18 protein-coding genes and 1 pseudogene are annotated in these 16,008 nt (G+C 36.8%); all 19 read left to right on the top strand.

What is annotated here, in order from left to right:
- Window positions 1–804: 804 nt before the first annotated feature.
- The 19 genes and pseudogenes from fabF (at window position 805) to AAHB12_RS10975 (ending at window position 15,972) form a co-directional block, all read left to right on the top strand.
- Complete coding sequence (gene fabF, locus AAHB12_RS11065) at window positions 805–2,052, top strand: beta-ketoacyl-ACP synthase II (RefSeq protein ID WP_342045352.1); 1,248 nt, start codon at window positions 805–807, stop codon at window positions 2,050–2,052.
- A gap of 535 nt (window positions 2,053–2,587) precedes the next feature.
- Window positions 2,588–2,833 (top strand): annotated as a pseudogene (locus AAHB12_RS11060) (ArsR/SmtB family transcription factor); the annotation flags it as partial.
- A complete protein-coding gene (locus tag AAHB12_RS11055) occupies window positions 2,817–3,485 on the top strand; it encodes an NAD(P)H-dependent oxidoreductase (RefSeq protein WP_342045351.1) in 669 nt (222 codons plus the stop codon). The pseudogene AAHB12_RS11060 and the gene AAHB12_RS11055, both read left to right, overlap by 17 nt.
- A gap of 182 nt (window positions 3,486–3,667) precedes the next feature.
- Complete coding sequence (locus AAHB12_RS11050; RefSeq protein ID WP_342045350.1) at window positions 3,668–3,865, top strand: hypothetical protein; 198 nt, start codon at window positions 3,668–3,670, stop codon at window positions 3,863–3,865.
- Between the two features lie 437 nt (window positions 3,866–4,302).
- The gene (locus AAHB12_RS11045) at window positions 4,303–4,566 is read left to right on the top strand and encodes an ArsR/SmtB family transcription factor (protein WP_223588145.1); all 264 of its coding nucleotides are present in this window, start codon (window positions 4,303–4,305) and stop codon (window positions 4,564–4,566) included.
- A 79-nt stretch (window positions 4,567–4,645) separates the two neighbouring features.
- On the top strand, window positions 4,646–5,746 hold the full coding sequence (locus AAHB12_RS11040) for an alkene reductase (RefSeq protein ID WP_342045349.1): 1,101 nt from the start codon (window positions 4,646–4,648) through the stop codon (window positions 5,744–5,746).
- A 106-nt stretch (window positions 5,747–5,852) separates the two neighbouring features.
- On the top strand, window positions 5,853–7,043 hold the full coding sequence (locus AAHB12_RS11035) for an MFS transporter (RefSeq protein ID WP_342045348.1): 1,191 nt from the start codon (window positions 5,853–5,855) through the stop codon (window positions 7,041–7,043).
- 246 nt (window positions 7,044–7,289) lie between these two features.
- Window positions 7,290–7,493, top strand: a complete 204-nt coding sequence (locus tag AAHB12_RS11030; protein WP_342045347.1) for a hypothetical protein — start codon at window positions 7,290–7,292, stop codon at window positions 7,491–7,493.
- A 404-nt stretch (window positions 7,494–7,897) separates the two neighbouring features.
- Window positions 7,898–8,452 carry a recombinase family protein gene (locus AAHB12_RS11025; protein WP_342045346.1) on the top strand — a complete coding sequence of 185 codons (555 nt, stop codon included), beginning with the start codon at window positions 7,898–7,900 and terminating at the stop codon, window positions 8,450–8,452.
- 160 nt (window positions 8,453–8,612) lie between these two features.
- On the top strand, window positions 8,613–9,035 hold the full coding sequence (locus tag AAHB12_RS11020; protein WP_342045345.1) for an ArsI/CadI family heavy metal resistance metalloenzyme: 423 nt from the start codon (window positions 8,613–8,615) through the stop codon (window positions 9,033–9,035).
- Between the two features lie 168 nt (window positions 9,036–9,203).
- Complete coding sequence (locus AAHB12_RS11015) at window positions 9,204–9,692, top strand: arsinothricin resistance N-acetyltransferase ArsN1 family A (protein ID WP_342045344.1); 489 nt, start codon at window positions 9,204–9,206, stop codon at window positions 9,690–9,692.
- Between the two features lie 256 nt (window positions 9,693–9,948).
- Entirely contained in the window at window positions 9,949–10,296 is a 348-nt protein-coding gene (locus AAHB12_RS11010) for an ArsR/SmtB family transcription factor (RefSeq protein ID WP_342045343.1), read from the top strand.
- Window positions 10,297–10,324: 28 nt separating this feature from the next.
- The gene (locus AAHB12_RS11005; protein ID WP_342045342.1) at window positions 10,325–10,963 is read left to right on the top strand and encodes an MIP/aquaporin family protein; all 639 of its coding nucleotides are present in this window, start codon (window positions 10,325–10,327) and stop codon (window positions 10,961–10,963) included.
- A gap of 41 nt (window positions 10,964–11,004) precedes the next feature.
- Complete coding sequence (gene arsC, locus AAHB12_RS11000) at window positions 11,005–11,424, top strand: arsenate reductase (thioredoxin) (RefSeq protein WP_342045341.1); 420 nt, start codon at window positions 11,005–11,007, stop codon at window positions 11,422–11,424.
- Between the two features lie 70 nt (window positions 11,425–11,494).
- Complete coding sequence (arsD, locus tag AAHB12_RS10995) at window positions 11,495–11,866, top strand: arsenite efflux transporter metallochaperone ArsD (protein WP_342045340.1); 372 nt, start codon at window positions 11,495–11,497, stop codon at window positions 11,864–11,866.
- 6 nt (window positions 11,867–11,872) lie between these two features.
- A complete protein-coding gene (arsA, locus tag AAHB12_RS10990; protein ID WP_342045339.1) occupies window positions 11,873–13,633 on the top strand; it encodes an arsenical pump-driving ATPase in 1,761 nt (586 codons plus the stop codon).
- A 52-nt stretch (window positions 13,634–13,685) separates the two neighbouring features.
- Complete coding sequence (locus AAHB12_RS10985) at window positions 13,686–13,967, top strand: HesB/IscA family protein (protein WP_342045338.1); 282 nt, start codon at window positions 13,686–13,688, stop codon at window positions 13,965–13,967.
- Between the two features lie 26 nt (window positions 13,968–13,993).
- Entirely contained in the window at window positions 13,994–14,419 is a 426-nt protein-coding gene (locus tag AAHB12_RS10980) for a protein-tyrosine phosphatase family protein (protein ID WP_342045337.1), read from the top strand.
- 1,031 nt (window positions 14,420–15,450) lie between these two features.
- Window positions 15,451–15,972, top strand: a complete 522-nt coding sequence (locus AAHB12_RS10975) for a Gmad2 immunoglobulin-like domain-containing protein (protein WP_342045336.1) — start codon at window positions 15,451–15,453, stop codon at window positions 15,970–15,972.
- Window positions 15,973–16,008 lie beyond the last annotated feature (36 nt).

The raw sequence follows: 16,008 nt of genomic DNA, 5'->3' as shown, positions 1-16,008 counted from the left end.
TTGGTCAGGTTATCGGTCTTATCAATAATGTTCCTACGGTTCAAGAGTTGTTTGAGGAGATGATTTCTACGGCAGAAAAAGGACAGAATCGTATAAATAAGCTTTTCGGGGAACGAAGCCATAGATAATTGTCTTCTGACATGGAGAGAATAGAAATGTTAAGATAAACAACATATATTTATTACCGCTTTCGAATATTACGTCAACTGACAGCCCTTTGAGGGCTGTTTTTTTAGTGTCATAACTCATAAGATTTGACACTATATCGACACCCCAATGATAACAAGGGTTTAAAGGGTAGCATTACTTGTTGTCATAAGTCATTGCTAAAAAGCGTCCATAAAGATATACCTTTATAAACGAAAAAAGATCCCAAAGAATTTAGTGTTGAATAACAATAAAGTTGTTGCGCAAACGGGCCATTTAAAGGAATAAGATTCCTGAATTGAATTGGATATTTATATTAATATTGGTGCGAGATTGTGAAGAAATGTACTTAAGCTAACGGACAGGTTAGTTGAAGAAGAATTTTTTTTATGTATAATTAGTATCAGGTATTAATACCAAGTATACAATTCATAAAACGAGGTGATTATTCTATGTTCAAATCCAAAACAGTGTGATAGATTCGGATGTTCCAGGAAAGAATCATTAGCTGTCCTTCTGATTTCAAGCACAAAGGGCGGACTACAATATAGCGTGTTTTGGGGGAATACATTATTTTCAAATGTAATCGAACTTTTTAGAAGTCTTTTGAAATAATCGTTTTAAGTATAGTGTGAAGAATTAAGAGGAGTGTTGATTATGCCACGTAGAGTTGTAGTGACTGGATATGGAGTAGTTTCACCGTTAGGAAATAACGTAGAAGAGTTTTGGAGTAATATTAAAGAAGGTAAATCAGGGATCAAAAAAATTCAATCTGATGACTTCAAAGATATAGGCACTCAAATTGGTGGTTTTATTACCGACTTTAATGAAGAGCAATATCTTGATAAAAAAGAATTAGGGAAATATGATTTGTTTGTGCAATATGGTTATGCTGCTGCTAAACAAGCCTTAGACCAAGCAAATATTGATGTAGATAATATAAATAAGGAGCGATTCGGGGTATATATTGGCTCAGGTATTGGAGGAATTAATACCATATTAGATAATCATAAATTCTTAATTGAAAAAGGACCAAGAAGAGTTTCTCCATTTATGGTTCCTATGATGATTAGTAATATGGCTTCTGGTATTATTTCCATAAAAACAGGATTTAAGGGACCTAGCTATTCTCCTGTTTCTGCTTGTGCAACAGGGAATCAAGCGATTGGGGAGGCTTTTTTAAATATTCGGCATGGTTACTCTGATGGAATATTAGCTGGAGGGGCTGAAGCTCCTATTAATCCTTTAGCCTTTGCTGGATTTTCAAGAATGAGAGCAATGTCCACTTTTAATGATATTCCTGAAAGGGCAAGCCGTCCATTTGACAGTCAACGTGATGGCTTTGTTATGTCAGAAGGAGCAGGTGTATTATTCCTTGAAGAGTATGAGCACGCTAAAGAAAGAGGAGCGACAATTTTAGGAGAAATTGTAGGATATGGTTCCACAACGGATGCCTATCATATTACTTCCCCTGATTATAACGGTGCAGCAAATGCTATGAAATTAGCTTTAGAAATGGGTGAAATCAACCTTACTGATGTAAATTATATAAATGCCCATGGAACTAGTACCCCTGAAGGAGATAAATCAGAAACTAAAGCAATTAAAAGTGTTTTTGGTATTCATGCTTATAATTTAAAGGTGAGTTCTACCAAATCAATGACTGGACACCTTTTCGGAGCTGCAGGGGGAATTGAGTCCATTATAGCACTCAAAAGTATCATGGAAGATATAGCTCCTCCCACTATTAATTACGAAATACCAGATGAAAATTGTGATTTAGATTACGTTCCAAACCATGCAGTTAAGACAGAAATAAACTATGCTATTTCTAATGGTTTTGGTTTTGGAGGACATAATGCAGTCTTGGCATTTAAGAAGTTTTCGATAGTTAAGACTAAATAAAAGGATTAATCGGTAAGTCATATATTATCTTATCGATTAAATGCTAATTAATTAGATGCTTCTTCAACTAACGGGGGCGATGGTAAAATAACGAATATTAAAATAGCCTGTATCAATGATTACTTGGTAATCATTGATACAGGCTTTATGTTTTGGTGACTATTTGTTCTTATATTTATTTAACCTGATGTGCGTTATTTTATTTTAGTGAAAAACTCTAAAGAAATAAATTGTATTTGAAAAGAAAAAGATTGAAAATTTTTGTTAAAAAAGATAGTTAGACTAAAGTACGGAAGACTAAAGGTTATTTTAAGATAATTTTTTTATTTAGAAGAGGGCATCATGAAGTGGAAATCACAATCACATTCTTAAATTAAGAAAACAGCCTTTGAATTAAAAAATGGAAAAGCACATTCTTGACAGAGCATCTCTAATTAATTACAATATTTCTAGAAATACTGAAATAAGAATAACTGAAAGGAGGTTTTTAACGGTGAATAATGATATTGCAGTAAAAGTCTAAAAGGCACTAGGTGAATCGACTCGTTTACAAATCGTAAAATTACTTGCTCAACAATCAGAGTTAGCTTGCATGGAAATGGTAAATCAATTAAAAGTCCCTGCCAATTCAACATTGACGCATCATTTAAAACCATTAATCGATTGCGGATTATTAGCAGTTCGCAGAGAGGGAACCTTCAGATATTACAGTTTACAAGGAGAAGTCCTTGCACAATACGATTTTTCGAAAGGTGTGTATATAGATGAACAACATAGATAAAAAACAAGAAATTCTAAAGGCATATCAATTTCGTTATGCTACAAAAGAATTCGATCCGACAAAACGGATTTCCGATGAAGATTTTGAATTCATTTTAGAAACTGGCCGCTTATCTCCAAGTTCAATCGGGTCTGAGCCGTGGAAATTTTTAGTGGTCGAAAATGAGGAATTGAAACAAAAATTAAAAGCCGTTTCTTGGGGTGCACAAAGACAGCTGCCAACAGCAAGCCATTTCGTCATCCTTCTTGCTCGTACAGATGTGCGCTACGACTCTGACTATATTTTAGACATTTATAAAAATGTCCAACAAATGCCGGAAGACGTTTTAGAACAAATGATTCATGGACTGAAAACGTTCCAAGAGGATTTCCTTCTATTGGAAAACGAGCGTTACTTATTTGACTGGGCAAGTAAACAAACGTATATCCCCCTCGGTAATATGATGACAGCTGCAGCTCAAATCGGAATTGATTCCTGCCCAATTGAAGGTTTCAACTACAATCAGGTGCATGACATTTTGAAAAATGAAGGATTGCTTGAAGATGGCAAGTTTGATGTCTCCGTTATGGTGGCATTCGGCTATAGAATTCATGAGCCAAAACGTGAAAAAACAAGAAGAAGCCTCGACCAAGTGGTTCAATGGGTAAGGTAAATAGGATGGTTGACTAACCATCCTATTTTTTATAAAAACAGCGAAAACCTCAGTCTGCTTCCACATTTTTATTTCCCCTAAAATTGTTGACCCTAACCCATCTTATCACGGGAGCTGCAATTTTGACTCCGTAATCCAACAATTCGCTTTCTTGATAAACCCGTCAGGGTTTTTAACTTTGGTTGCTGATTTTCGCATTATGTGGAGTAAATCAGTGGAAAACAGAAGCTGCAAATAAACCAGCGAATCAAGATTTAATCATTATTAACAAGTACTACAACAAGCTTGCGTATTTTTATAATGGTCATATTAAAATGGTTGATCCAGTAGCAACAGAAAAACGTGGGATAAAACATCTGTTGGCATTTTTAAAGTCGTGAACAAAATTAAAAGTCGCCCTTACTATACGGGACATATTCCTGGGGGCGATCCTCGCACCCCATTAGGAAAACGTTGGTTAGGATTAAATGCTAACGGTACGTATGGTGGTGATACATACGGCATTCACGACAATAACAATGAAAGCAGTATTGGAAAATACGTTAGTTAAGGTTAATTGTATTCGAAAAGAAAAAGATTGAAAATTATTGTTAAAAAAGATAATTAGACTAAAGTGCGGAAGACTAAAAATTATTTTAATAATTATTTTATTTAGAAGCGAGCATCATGAAGTGGAAATCACAATCACATTCTTAAATTAAGAAAACAGCCTTTGAATTAAAAAATGGAAAGGCACTCTCTTGACAGAGCATCTCTGATTAATTATAATATTTCTAGAAATACTGAAGTAAGAATTGCTGAAAGGAGGTTTTTGGCGGTGAATGATGATATTGCAGTAAAAGTCTATAAGGCACTAGGTGAATCGACTCGTTTACAAATCGTAAAATTACTTGCTCAACAATCAGAGTTAGCTTGCCTGGAAATGGCAAATCAATTAAAAGTCCCTGCCAATTCAACATTGACGCATCATTTAAAACCATTACTCGATTGCGGATTATTAGCAGTTCGTAGAGAGGGAACCTTCAGATATTACAGTTTACAACGAGAAGTCCTTGCACAATACGCTCCCGCTTTACTTTAATGTTAAAGCGGAATAATTTTAATTTAAATTTCAGTATTTATAGAAATACCGAATAATTGAAATGAACGGAGGAAAATGTATGGGTCAAATTAGCAAAGAAACAAATTCTTGGGGGAATTTAAAAAATGGTATAGAAAGTAAATTGTTTGAACCGATAAAAATCGGAGCTTGGAATTTACGCTCTCGTATCGCAATGGCACCATTAACAAGAACCTTTGCAGATGATCAAACGGGGGTAGTAGGAGAGGATATTGTTGAATATTACCGAAAACGTGCTGCCGATGGAGTTGGTTTAATCATTTCAGAAGGAACGATCATTAGTCCTCGTGGAAAAGGCTATCCTGGAATTCCAGGCATTTATTCAGATGAACAAATAAAGGGATGGAAAAAAGTGACTGATGCTGTGCATAAAGAGGGAGGAACAATGATCGCTCAAATATGGCATGTTGGTCGTTTATCTCATCACGAGCTTGCTGGAAATCTGCCTCCTCAAGCACCATCAGCTATTCCCGCTGAAGGCCTTGTCTCTCGTTTCCGTAAGCCATATGATGTTCCTGAAGAAATGACAATTGAAGATATTAATGAAGTAATCAATCAATTTGCGCAAGCTGCGAAAAATGCAATAGCAGCAGGTTTTGACGGTGTGGAAATTAACGGTGCCCACGGATACTTAATTGACCAATTTAATTCAGATATAACAAATCATCGTACAGACGAATATGGTGGTGACCTTGCTCAAAGATTAACGTTCATGAAGGAAGTAATTAAAGCAGTTATCGACGCAATCGGTACAGAACGAACAATGATCCGATTCTCTGCTCATAAAACAGATATACCAAATTACATGTGGGAAGATCCAGAAATGGCTATTCGTACATTTGTTGAGGCATTTAAGGAAGCGGGTGCAACAATGATTCACCCATCTATTATGCAATTTGATCGAGTGCTTGCAAATGGAAAAACGATGCATCAATTAGTCCGAAAATACTGGGACGGTGTCATTATTGGGGTAGGTACATTAAATCCAGAAATGGCGAATCAGGTGATTGAAGAAGGAATAATTGATGTCGCTGCTTTCGGACGTCCATTAATTTCTAATCCTGATTTTATTCATCGTTTAAAAAATGGTAAAGAATTGGAAGGATACGATAGTAAGAAGCATCTTAATACATTAATTTAAAGCACTAGAATAGAATGAAGCTTATATAGATTCTTTCATTTTGTATATTATTTCAGTTTTTATAGAAATATAGAAATTAATAGTGATATTGAGGAGAAAATTTCACATGTCAAATACAGCAAAGATTTATATTTTAGCATTGATAAGTTTTTTAGTTGGTACTTCACAATACATCATCTCAGGTATTTTGGATAAAATGGCAGATGCTCTAGGAGTGTCAATTGGAGCGGCTGGTCAATTAATTACAGTCTTTTCATTAGCCTATGCAATCGGTACACCTATATTAATGGTATTAACGTCTAAAATGGAAAGACGTAAATTACTGATCTATACGTTATTTGTTTTTATTGTAGGAAATTTACTTTCAGTGATTGTACCAGGGTATGGATTATTTATGATTGCTCGCATTATTATGGCTTTAAGTACAGGTGTAGCGGTCGTTACAGTTTTAAGTATCGCAGCAAAGATTGCCCCTGCTAATAAAAAGGCAAGTTCAATTGCAACAGTTGTCATGGGATTTACCGCATCATTAATCATTGGCGTTCCTATTGGACGTTTTATTACATCTACGTATGGCTGGAAATTTGTATTTATCGGTATCGCATTATTAGTTTTATTTGTCATTTTTATTGTTATAAATACAATACCAGAAATGAATGGTGATGCTTCAATCCCTTTAACGAGACAAATTGCTATGTTCAAAAAACCAAAAATTGCTTTAGCATTATCAATCACCTTCTTTTTAATGACAGGGTACGCGATTATTTTTACTTATTTATCTCCATTCCTTGTAAATACTGTAGGTATGAGTGATCATCTTTTAAGCATTACTTTTCTTGTTCTTGGAGTTGCAAGCTTATTTGGTTCTAAACTAGGTGGCTTAAGTGCAGATAAAAAAGGCGTAATTTTCACATTAAAAAGAGGGTTGCTTGTAAACGTAACATCTTTAGTCGTGCTTTCATTCATATCACATTCAAATATTGCAGTATTAATTATATTGACAGTCTGGTCATTTGCAGCCTGGTCATCAGGTGCAACTCAGCAATATAATTTAGCAACGATATCACCTGAATCCTCAGATGTGTTGCTAGGTCTAAACCAATCCATGATGCAATTAGGTTTTGCTTTTGGTGCAGGTTTAGGTGGAGTAATTGTGGGACAAATATCATTATCTTCAATTACATGGTTCAGTGCGTTAAGTGTTGTGTTTGCAAGTATTACAACATTTGGATTTTCACGTTTCTTAAATAATAAAAAGGTAGTCAACCAAGATTTTACGGCACAAAAGCGAGCTTGATCAAATTGGGAGTCTTAAATCGTTATCTTTGCATTTTGTTTACACAATTTGGCTAGTCAATCGACTAGCCTTTTTATATAGGGTTAATAGTCCTTTAGACAAGTTATAAAAAAATGGGCGGTCCATTTTATATTAATAATGCCACAGCCTAATAAAAATAACTATTCAACAGAATGGATATTTTTCACTAATAAATTAGGCTACGATGTAATTACTATAAAGAATATAGTTGACTATGGTGTAAAAATGAACATTTTAAAAGTAGTTGAAAATGACAAAGACTTTGAAAATTCAATAGTAGTAAAGAGTGATGAGTTAAACGAAATTGATTGGTCTATTTCAAATAATAGATACGAAATATACTATAATGACTTTGATTATTTTAGAAAAAAATTATTTGTTTCTAATCCTAAAATACCACATGAATTTAAGTGTTTTATTATAGGATAGTATTCCTTATTTAATTTAAAGAACTCTTGTTCAACTAACGGGGGCTTTTCTTGAATAAGGAAGCGCCCATTTTCTATTTAACGGGGATTTGTTTTTCGGAAAATCACTTAATCCACCTTTTCGAGGGGATGGGCAAAAACACCCTATTTCTAATTTATTAGACAACGACATTTAATTTTAAAGAAATTACGTCAAATAAAAAAGAAAGTCACATCTTCTACAACCAATATTTTATTACAAAAAACGTTCGTTTAATGTAATGTTGGACGATACACTTAAAACCTATGAATTTCAGTACTTGTTTTTTACATTAACTTATACATTAATCTATTTACATTAATTAATGTTTAATGTAAGATTTGATTATAAAATTTTGGGATTTCCTGTTAAGAGGTGTTGTTACATTGATTTTTGGGTATGCTCGCGTAAGCAAAAAAGATCAAAACTTAGAATTACAAATTGATGCACTAAAAAAATATGGAGTAGAAGAAATTTATCAAGAAAAAATGACCGGAACTAATACAGATCGACCGGAACTAGAGCAATTACTAAAAGTTCTTCGAAAAGGGGATAAAGTTGTTGTATATAAGTTAGATCGTATTAGCCGTTCTACAAAACATCTTATTGAACTTGCTGAGCTTTTCGAGAAAAAGGAAATAGATTTTATATCCATCCAAGACAGCATTGATACATCAAGCCCAATTGGACGTTTCTTTTTTCGAATGATTGCAAGTATAGCAGAATTAGAACGTGACATTATTAGAGAACGTACAATAGATGGTCTTGCTGCTGCAAGGGCGAGGGGAAGAAAAGGCGGGAGACCTTTTACTAATAAGAAAATAAAAGAAAAAGCGCTAAATATGTATAGAAGTAAACAATTTACGCTAAAAGAGATTAAGGATATGACAGGCGTGGCTCCATCCACTATTTATAGCTGGTTAAAACAAGACGACATTTAGGGATAGAGGGAGCCACAAGAAGTAGACGCGCTCCTGTCAGAGCAATTGTGCTGTATTTTCCGCCGGCCCCGTTAAATTTTTTTAGGTAATTAAACAATTTTTTTTGATGAATATATCAAATTTTCTTGATTAATAATTTGCATACACAGGGGGAATTGAGATGTTATATGTACACGTGGGGATTAATGTAACTGATTTAGAGAAGAGTATGGAATTTTATACAAAAGTGTTCGGTGCACAGCCTGTGAAGGTGAAAGAAGGCTACGCCAAGTTTTTATTAGAAAAACCAGGGTTGAACTTTACACTGAATCAAAAAGAAGAAGTTGCAGGGAATCAAGTGAATCATTTTGGATTCCAAGTTGAGAACAAAGAAGAAGTGTTGGTGCATAAAGAACGACTTGAAAAAGAAGGATTCTTTGCACGCGAAGAGATGAATACGACTTGCTGTTATGCTGTACAGGATAAGTTTTGGGTAACAGATCCGGACGGAAACGAGTGGGAGTTTTTCTATACGGAGGCAGACGCTGAAGTGTATGATAAGCAACTGGATATGTGTTGTGATACTACGCCACCAGTTGTCTAAATGACTTGTTTGCTGAATCTCAAGAGGAATGCCTAGATAGGCGCTCCTCTTGTTCGATGAAATGGAAAATAATATTCCTACATAGGACAGTCTTTTTTTAAAAATTAGCGATAATGTTGGTTTATAATGATTGTAATATACAAGTAACGAAGAGAGGGAATGAAGTATATGATGACACGGCGGGCAGCAGAAAGAGATTTGACTTCGATTACAGCTATTTATAATCAAGGAATTGAAGATCGGATTGCTACGTTAGAAACAGAGATCAAATGCGAGAGCTATGTTAAGAAATGGTTATTCGATCGTGAAGAACGCTATGCAGTTGTGGTAGCAGAAGAAAATGAGGAAATTGTAGGGTGGGCTTCTATCAACTCATACAGTCCTCGTGCCGCTTATCGCGGGGTAGGAGAGATCTCTATTTATGTAAGGCGTGAATATAGAGGAAAAGGGATTGGACAGGTATTGTTGGCAGCATTGGAAGATGCCGCAACACACTATCAATTTTATAAACTTGTTTTGTTTACATTCCCGTTCAATCATTTAGGGCAAGGGTTATATAGGAAGTCTGGATATCGAGAAGTAGGGGTTTTTGAAAAACAAGGGATATTGGAGGGAGAGTATATAGACGTTATGATTATGGAAAAATTATTGATTTGAGTCTTTGATTATAAAGAATGCCTAAATGGGCGTTCTTTTTGTTTATTAAAAAGGAGCAGAATTGTAAAGGTTATGTTAAAATCGATTCCGTTTCCTTGCTTTATATAAGTGTGTGATTATATACTTATGCTTGGAGAGAGGGCAAGAGACACTTACATGCTTCAGTAATTGCAAGCGAGGATGTGTATAATGTCGTTCTTTTATACAAAACATATAAGCAAATAGTTATTTGATTATGTAGGATAGGAGGGTTCGTATGCTGAAAACAGTTATAGATATGGATCGAATGGCACATGTGTTGAAATTACTCGGGGATAAAACACGTTTAACTATCGTTGCGATTCTAAAGCAACGAGAGTGCTGTGTGTGCGAACTTCTTGAAGTGTTTGACACGAGTCAGCCTTCCATTAGTCAACATTTGCGAAAACTAAAGGATGCAGGACTTGTAAAAGAAGAACGAAGAGGGCAGTGGATTTATTATTCCCTCAATACACAAACAGATCTATATGAACTGATCGAAGATATTTTGAAACAAGCTCCGGACCAAAGTGACAAGATACAGGTCATTCAAAATGGTACTCTAAACACATGCTGTAATGAATAATTGGGGGCGGATATAGAGGAGTTCAAACATGAGGAAGAAACTAACCGCGGAATTTTTAGGAACGTACTTTTTAGTTTTTGCTGGACCTGGAGCCGTTGTGATTGATCAAATCACACAGAGCTTGACGCATATAGGGGTTGCGTTGACCTTCGGACTTGTTGTGACTGCACTCATTTATACATTTGGACATATCTCGGGTGCGCATTTTAACCCAGCTGTCACGATTGGATTTTTCTTATATGGAGATATGAACAAGCGGGATGCGATATCGTATATAATTGTGCAGCTGTTGGGTGCGATACTGGCAAGTATGACAACGCTTTTGTTATTTGGAAATGTTGCCAAATTAGGAGCGACGTTACCGATAGGAACAGAGAGTCAATCGTTTGGTTTGGAATTTGTTCTTACTTTCTTTCTGATGATAATCATTTTAGGATCAGCTGTTCATGGAAAAGCGATTAAATCATTCGCCGGGCTTGCGATTGGGGCCACGGTCGGGCTGGAAGCTATGTTTGGTGGACCAATAAGCGGTGCATCCATGAATCCGGCACGTTCCATTGGGCCAGCAATCGTATCTGGCCACCTCGAACATCTTTGGATCTATATCGTTGCTACCATATTAGGTGCGATTGCAGCGACTTTTGTTTATAAGTTTATGCACGAGTAAAAAACAATCTAATATATCACGTACTAAAGGAGAAATGACAGATGACAAAGAAAACAATCTACTTTTTATGCACAGGAAACTCTTGCCGCAGCCAAATGGCAGAAGGTTGGGCGAAAAAGCATCTTGGAGATGAGTGGGAGGTACGCAGTGCTGGACTTGAAGCGCATGGATTGAATCCGAACGCTGTAAAAGCAATGAAAGAAGTGGGAATTGATATTTCCAACCAAACTTCTGATGTAATTGACCCTAAGATTTTGAACAATGCTGACTTAGTCGTTACATTATGCGGTCACGCAGCAGACAACTGTCCTGTAACGCCTCCTCATATTAAACGTGTTCACTGGGGATTTGATGATCCAGCAAAGGCAGAAGGAACAGACGAAGAAAAGTGGGCGTTTTTCCAACGTGTACGCGATGAAATCAGCGACAGAATCAAAACATTTGCTGAAACAGGCGAATAATTGAAATGAGCATACTCACAGCCGAGAAGATTCTTCTCGGCTGATTTTATAAAAAAGGGGCTCTGAAGATATGAAAAAAATTGAAATCTTTGACCCGGCGATGTGCTGTCCGACTGGCGTGTGTGGTCCAAGTGTAGATCCAGAATTAATCCGTATTTCGGCAGCGGTTCAAAATCTAAAAAACAAAGGAATCGATATTGTACGCTATAACCTAGGTAGCGAACCGGATGCGTTTGTGGCGAACGAAACCATCAGCAAATTGTTGATGGAAAAAGGGCCGGATGTATTGCCGGTTATTGTAGTAGATGGTGAAGTGGTGAAGGAAACAGGGTATCCGACAAATGCCGAGTTGGCTACCTTAACGGGTATGACAGAAGAAGAACTTAGTCAAAAGCCAAAAGTGCGTTTAAGCCTGAACGTGAAAAAAGAAGGAAAGAAGTGAAATCGAATGACCGATTTATTTCATCCTACATCCATGATCTTTACTCCCTTTCTCTTCTTTACAGGTAAAGGGGGAGTAGGGAAAACATCAACGGCATGTGCAACGGCGGTTGCATTAGCTGATATGGGAAAACGGGTATTGCTCGTCAGTACGGACCCAGCATCCAACTTGCAAGATGTGTTTGAAATCGAATTGAAAAATGAACCGACCGCGATTCCTAGTGTGCCGAATTTATTTGCGACTAACCTTGATCCGGAAACAGCGGCACATGCTTACAAAGAAAAAGTAGTTGGACCGTACCGCGGAAAATTGCCAGAAGCTGTGATTGCAACCATGGAGGAGCAATTATCGGGCGCATGTACAGTTGAAATTGCTGCGTTTGATGAGTTTTCTACCCTGTTAACAAACAAAGAACTCACTGCACGATTTGACCACATTCTGTTTGATACAGCCCCGACGGGGCATACGTTACGCTTGTTACAACTCCCAACAGCTTGGAACGGTTTTTTAGATGAAAGTACGCATGGAGCCTCTTGTCTTGGTCCGTTGGCAGGGTTAGACGCGAAAAAAATGTTGTACAAAGAGAGTATGGAAGCACTATCGAGTCCGGAGAAAACAACATTGCTGCTTGTTACGCGTCCCGATGGTTCTCCCCTGCAAGAAGCAGCGCGGGCATCTAAGGAGCTGCGGGATATCGGTTTAGAAAACCAATATCTTTTAGTCAACGGTATGATGAAAGACTGTGTGCAGGGGGATGAAGTTTCTACGGCTCTCTTTACACGACAAGCGCGAGCTCTGGAAGGGATGCCGGTTGAATTGAAAGGACTGAAAACATTCGAAATCCCGTTGGTTTCCTTTAATATTGCCGGTGTACAAAATATTCGGAAGCTGTTTACTTTTGAGCAAGGAGAAAGCGTGCAAGTAGAGGAGAAGGCAGCCTTACATATTCCTTCTCTCAAAACGTTGATTGAGGATTTGGCGGAGTCAAAAAAACGTGTGATTTTTACAATGGGAAAAGGCGGCGTGGGAAAAACGACAGTAGCCTCTGCAATCGCGATTGGGTTAGCTGAAAAAGGACAGCGTGTTCATCTGACTACGACAGATCCCGCGGCTCATTTGGAATATGTGTTGCATGGGGAACAGGGCAATATTAGCGTTAGCCGAATTGATCCAAAAGCAGAAGTGGAAAAGTATCAAAACGAAATCATCAGTCAAGCACAGGATGCACTGGATGAAGAAGGACTTGCGTATTTAGAGGAAGATTTACGTTCCCCTTGTACAGAGGAAATTGCAGTGTTTCGCGCGTTTGCAGACATTGTAGAGAAGGCAAAAGAAGAGGTAGTTGTGATTGATACAGCCCCAACAGGACATACATTATTGCTTCTGGATGCGGCACAATCGTACCACAAAGAAATCGCACGTTCTACTGGAGAAGTACCGCAATCCGTACAAAACTTATTACCGCGTCTTCGGAATCCGGAGGAAACGAGCGTTGTCATTGTAACGTTGGCAGAAGCGACACCCGTTCATGAGGCGAGCCGCCTACAAGATGATTTAAAACGTGCGGATATCGAACCGAGGTGGTGGGTCATCAATCAAAGCTTTTATGCGACGCAAACAACAGACCCCGTATTGCGTGGGCGAGCAGCATCCGAGGTAGAGTGGATGCAGAAAGTACAACAAAAATCAAACGACCATTGTGTCATGATTTCTTGGCAGTCAGAAGATACAGTAGGGTATCAAAAGTTAAAAGCATTAACAATTTGAAGAATGTGCCGCTCAAGATGGACATAAGACAGGATAAGAGAGGAAGAAAGTCATGATTATTACAGACAAGGCAAAAGCATTTATTGAAGGTGTTATGAAAGAGAACGGCGTGTCTACATTGCGTTTTACGTTTGAAGGTGCTGGATGTTGTGGCCCAAGCTACGCCATGACATTACAGGAAGCACAAGAAAACGATGTGACAGAAGTAGTTAATGGAATCGAGGTGGCGATGGATCCCAAGGTTGCAGATATCGCTCAGACTCTTTCATTGGACTACGTGGAAGATGAGCATGGTGCAGGACTTGTGATCAGTGGCGGTTCTAGCTGCTGCTAAAATAAACAATAAGGGAGCGTTTCAACATGGCAAATTATCATGAACTAGTAAAAGGGAAAGTGTATATTGGTGGAGTAGACGACATCCAGGACGCAGTAAAAGGTCATGGTGTTACGGACGTATTTGATCTTCGTGAAGGCGGCACAGAGCCAGCAGAGTTTCCAAAAGAGGCAACGCGTCATGCGTATCCGATTGTAGAAGATATAGAAGGACAAGATGAGTCTGTACAACGTGCGATTGCTGCCGTGAAAGAAGCGGTAGACCAAGGGAAAAAGGTGTATTTTCATTGCTCAGGCGGAAAAAACCGTACAGGCACAGTAGCAACAGGTTTATTGCTTGAACTAGGACATGCTTCTAATGTAGAAGAAGCAGAAAAGCAAGCAAAAGAAGTACGTTCTGTCATTGATGTTAAGCCTGAATTAAAGAATGTATTGAAACGTTTATATTCATAATTCACTTCAGTCTCAAAAACAGATGTTTTTGAGACTGTTTTATTATAGAAGATTAAATAACTGTGACTTTCTTTTTTATTTGGCGTAATTTTTTCAGAGTTATATGTCGCTTTATATAAAATTAAGTTACCCTAACGTTAGGGTAGCTTATCATTCTGTTGTGACAGTGCCAGCGTGAGGGGCAAAGAAGCACCTCCTATAAGCTAGATGCTTCTTCATAACAAATGACCGATAAGGTTTACCAATTCTTAATGACCGGAAGCTAATGTCCTTGCTGCAGCAAAGGCATTTTATTTTTCCGTTATTGTATTAGGATGAGACTTTTTATAGAGTTCAAGATACATTGAGTTCCGATAATGTCGGGTTATGTAAACTAAACGCGAATAGGATATACATTGTTCTTTCTTCAATTAATAGAGCAAGATATTTGAATAAATATTTTATAATAAGGTTAAAAAAAGAATAGAACTACAAGCATAAATAAGGTGGGATGCAATTGAAATATTTCACAGATGAACTTAACGATATTAAAGGATATATTGAACAGTTAAAAGCTTTAAAATTACGTCTTTCAAATATTTCTTTTTGCAATTTGTATTATTTTGCATAATAATTCTAATTGGATTTTTTTTAGATAAATATATAAGTAAGCCATTTACTTATGTTGATTTATTAGCAATCGTTATTACGTTTCCGATACTTATGTTTTTTTAAAAGTTTAGTGGCAAGTTGAAAAATCGTCTAACATCTATTCGTTTATTTAATAAAATTTTACTTTCTATACTAGCCATTATTATTGCGACTGTTTTTACAGGGGTTTTAACTGGAGAAATGATGTTTTAAATCCTTCTTAAGCTAATGGGTGCAAGAATTTAAGAATAGGGGTTGTTGCGCAATCCCTTTTTATTGTGCGAACGGGCAGTTTACTTGAAAAAGTAATGGTAAAAATGAAATGTCAGAATATTCGCAAAAGAGGGACTTCAAGGAAGCTTTGAGGGGTTGCTTAGATAGATTAATATAGGGGGCGTAAAATGATGAAAAAAATGTATTATTTTTTAGCTGTATTAATGGCTATTGTTGGTTTAACTGCATGTAATCAACAAAAAGAAGAAGTAAGAGAAAAAACAAGTGTGACCGAACCAAAAGATGATTATAAAACAGACAAAGAATCTTTAGATAAGAATAATGAACAAGAATCGCATGATGAAAATACTACAAATCAAAATGAGCCAATATCCAATGTGCCAACAGATGCTGTATATCAAAATGAAGTATTTAAAGATGTGGTTGTATCTGAATCTGAAAATGAAATCATTATAACAGGGAAAGCCCAAGTATTTGAAGGAGTGTTTCAATATGCTCTTTATGATGGAGATAAGGTGTTGTTAGAAAATAACTATCAAACAGATGGTGCACCTGCTTGGGGAGAATTTAAAATTACTTTTAACAAAGAATTAGTAAGCACAAATGAAACGAAATTCGAATTATTTGTTTACTCCGCAAAAGATGGTTCAAAAGTAAATACTTTAGAAATTCCAATCTCTAAACATTAGATGTCTTACCTAATTTCTTTTTAGTTTGGCAGAGGG

This window comes from Bacillus sp. OTU530 (assembly GCF_038440375.1).
This window is presented reverse-complemented; position numbering and strand designations above follow the sequence as displayed.

Excerpts from the sequence above, each read along its gene's own strand:
- fabF (WP_342045352.1), top strand. The coding sequence starts at position 805 with ATGCCACGTAGAGTTGTAGTGACTGGATATGGAGTAGTTTCACCGTTA.
- AAHB12_RS11055 (WP_342045351.1), top strand. The coding sequence starts at position 2,817 with ATGAACAACATAGATAAAAAACAAGAAATTCTAAAGGCATATCAATTT.
- AAHB12_RS11040 (WP_342045349.1), top strand. The coding sequence starts at position 4,646 with ATGGGTCAAATTAGCAAAGAAACAAATTCTTGGGGGAATTTAAAAAAT.
- AAHB12_RS11035 (WP_342045348.1), top strand. The coding sequence starts at position 5,853 with ATGTCAAATACAGCAAAGATTTATATTTTAGCATTGATAAGTTTTTTA.
- AAHB12_RS11030 (WP_342045347.1), top strand. The coding sequence starts at position 7,290 with ATGAACATTTTAAAAGTAGTTGAAAATGACAAAGACTTTGAAAATTCA.
- AAHB12_RS11020 (WP_342045345.1), top strand. The coding sequence starts at position 8,613 with ATGTTATATGTACACGTGGGGATTAATGTAACTGATTTAGAGAAGAGT.
- AAHB12_RS11015 (WP_342045344.1), top strand. The coding sequence starts at position 9,204 with ATGATGACACGGCGGGCAGCAGAAAGAGATTTGACTTCGATTACAGCT.
- AAHB12_RS11010 (WP_342045343.1), top strand. The coding sequence starts at position 9,949 with ATGCTGAAAACAGTTATAGATATGGATCGAATGGCACATGTGTTGAAA.
- AAHB12_RS11005 (WP_342045342.1), top strand. The coding sequence starts at position 10,325 with ATGAGGAAGAAACTAACCGCGGAATTTTTAGGAACGTACTTTTTAGTT.
- arsC (WP_342045341.1), top strand. The coding sequence starts at position 11,005 with ATGACAAAGAAAACAATCTACTTTTTATGCACAGGAAACTCTTGCCGC.
- arsD (WP_342045340.1), top strand. The coding sequence starts at position 11,495 with ATGAAAAAAATTGAAATCTTTGACCCGGCGATGTGCTGTCCGACTGGC.
- arsA (WP_342045339.1), top strand. The coding sequence starts at position 11,873 with ATGACCGATTTATTTCATCCTACATCCATGATCTTTACTCCCTTTCTC.
- AAHB12_RS10985 (WP_342045338.1), top strand. The coding sequence starts at position 13,686 with ATGATTATTACAGACAAGGCAAAAGCATTTATTGAAGGTGTTATGAAA.
- AAHB12_RS10980 (WP_342045337.1), top strand. The coding sequence starts at position 13,994 with ATGGCAAATTATCATGAACTAGTAAAAGGGAAAGTGTATATTGGTGGA.
- AAHB12_RS10975 (WP_342045336.1), top strand. The coding sequence starts at position 15,451 with ATGATGAAAAAAATGTATTATTTTTTAGCTGTATTAATGGCTATTGTT.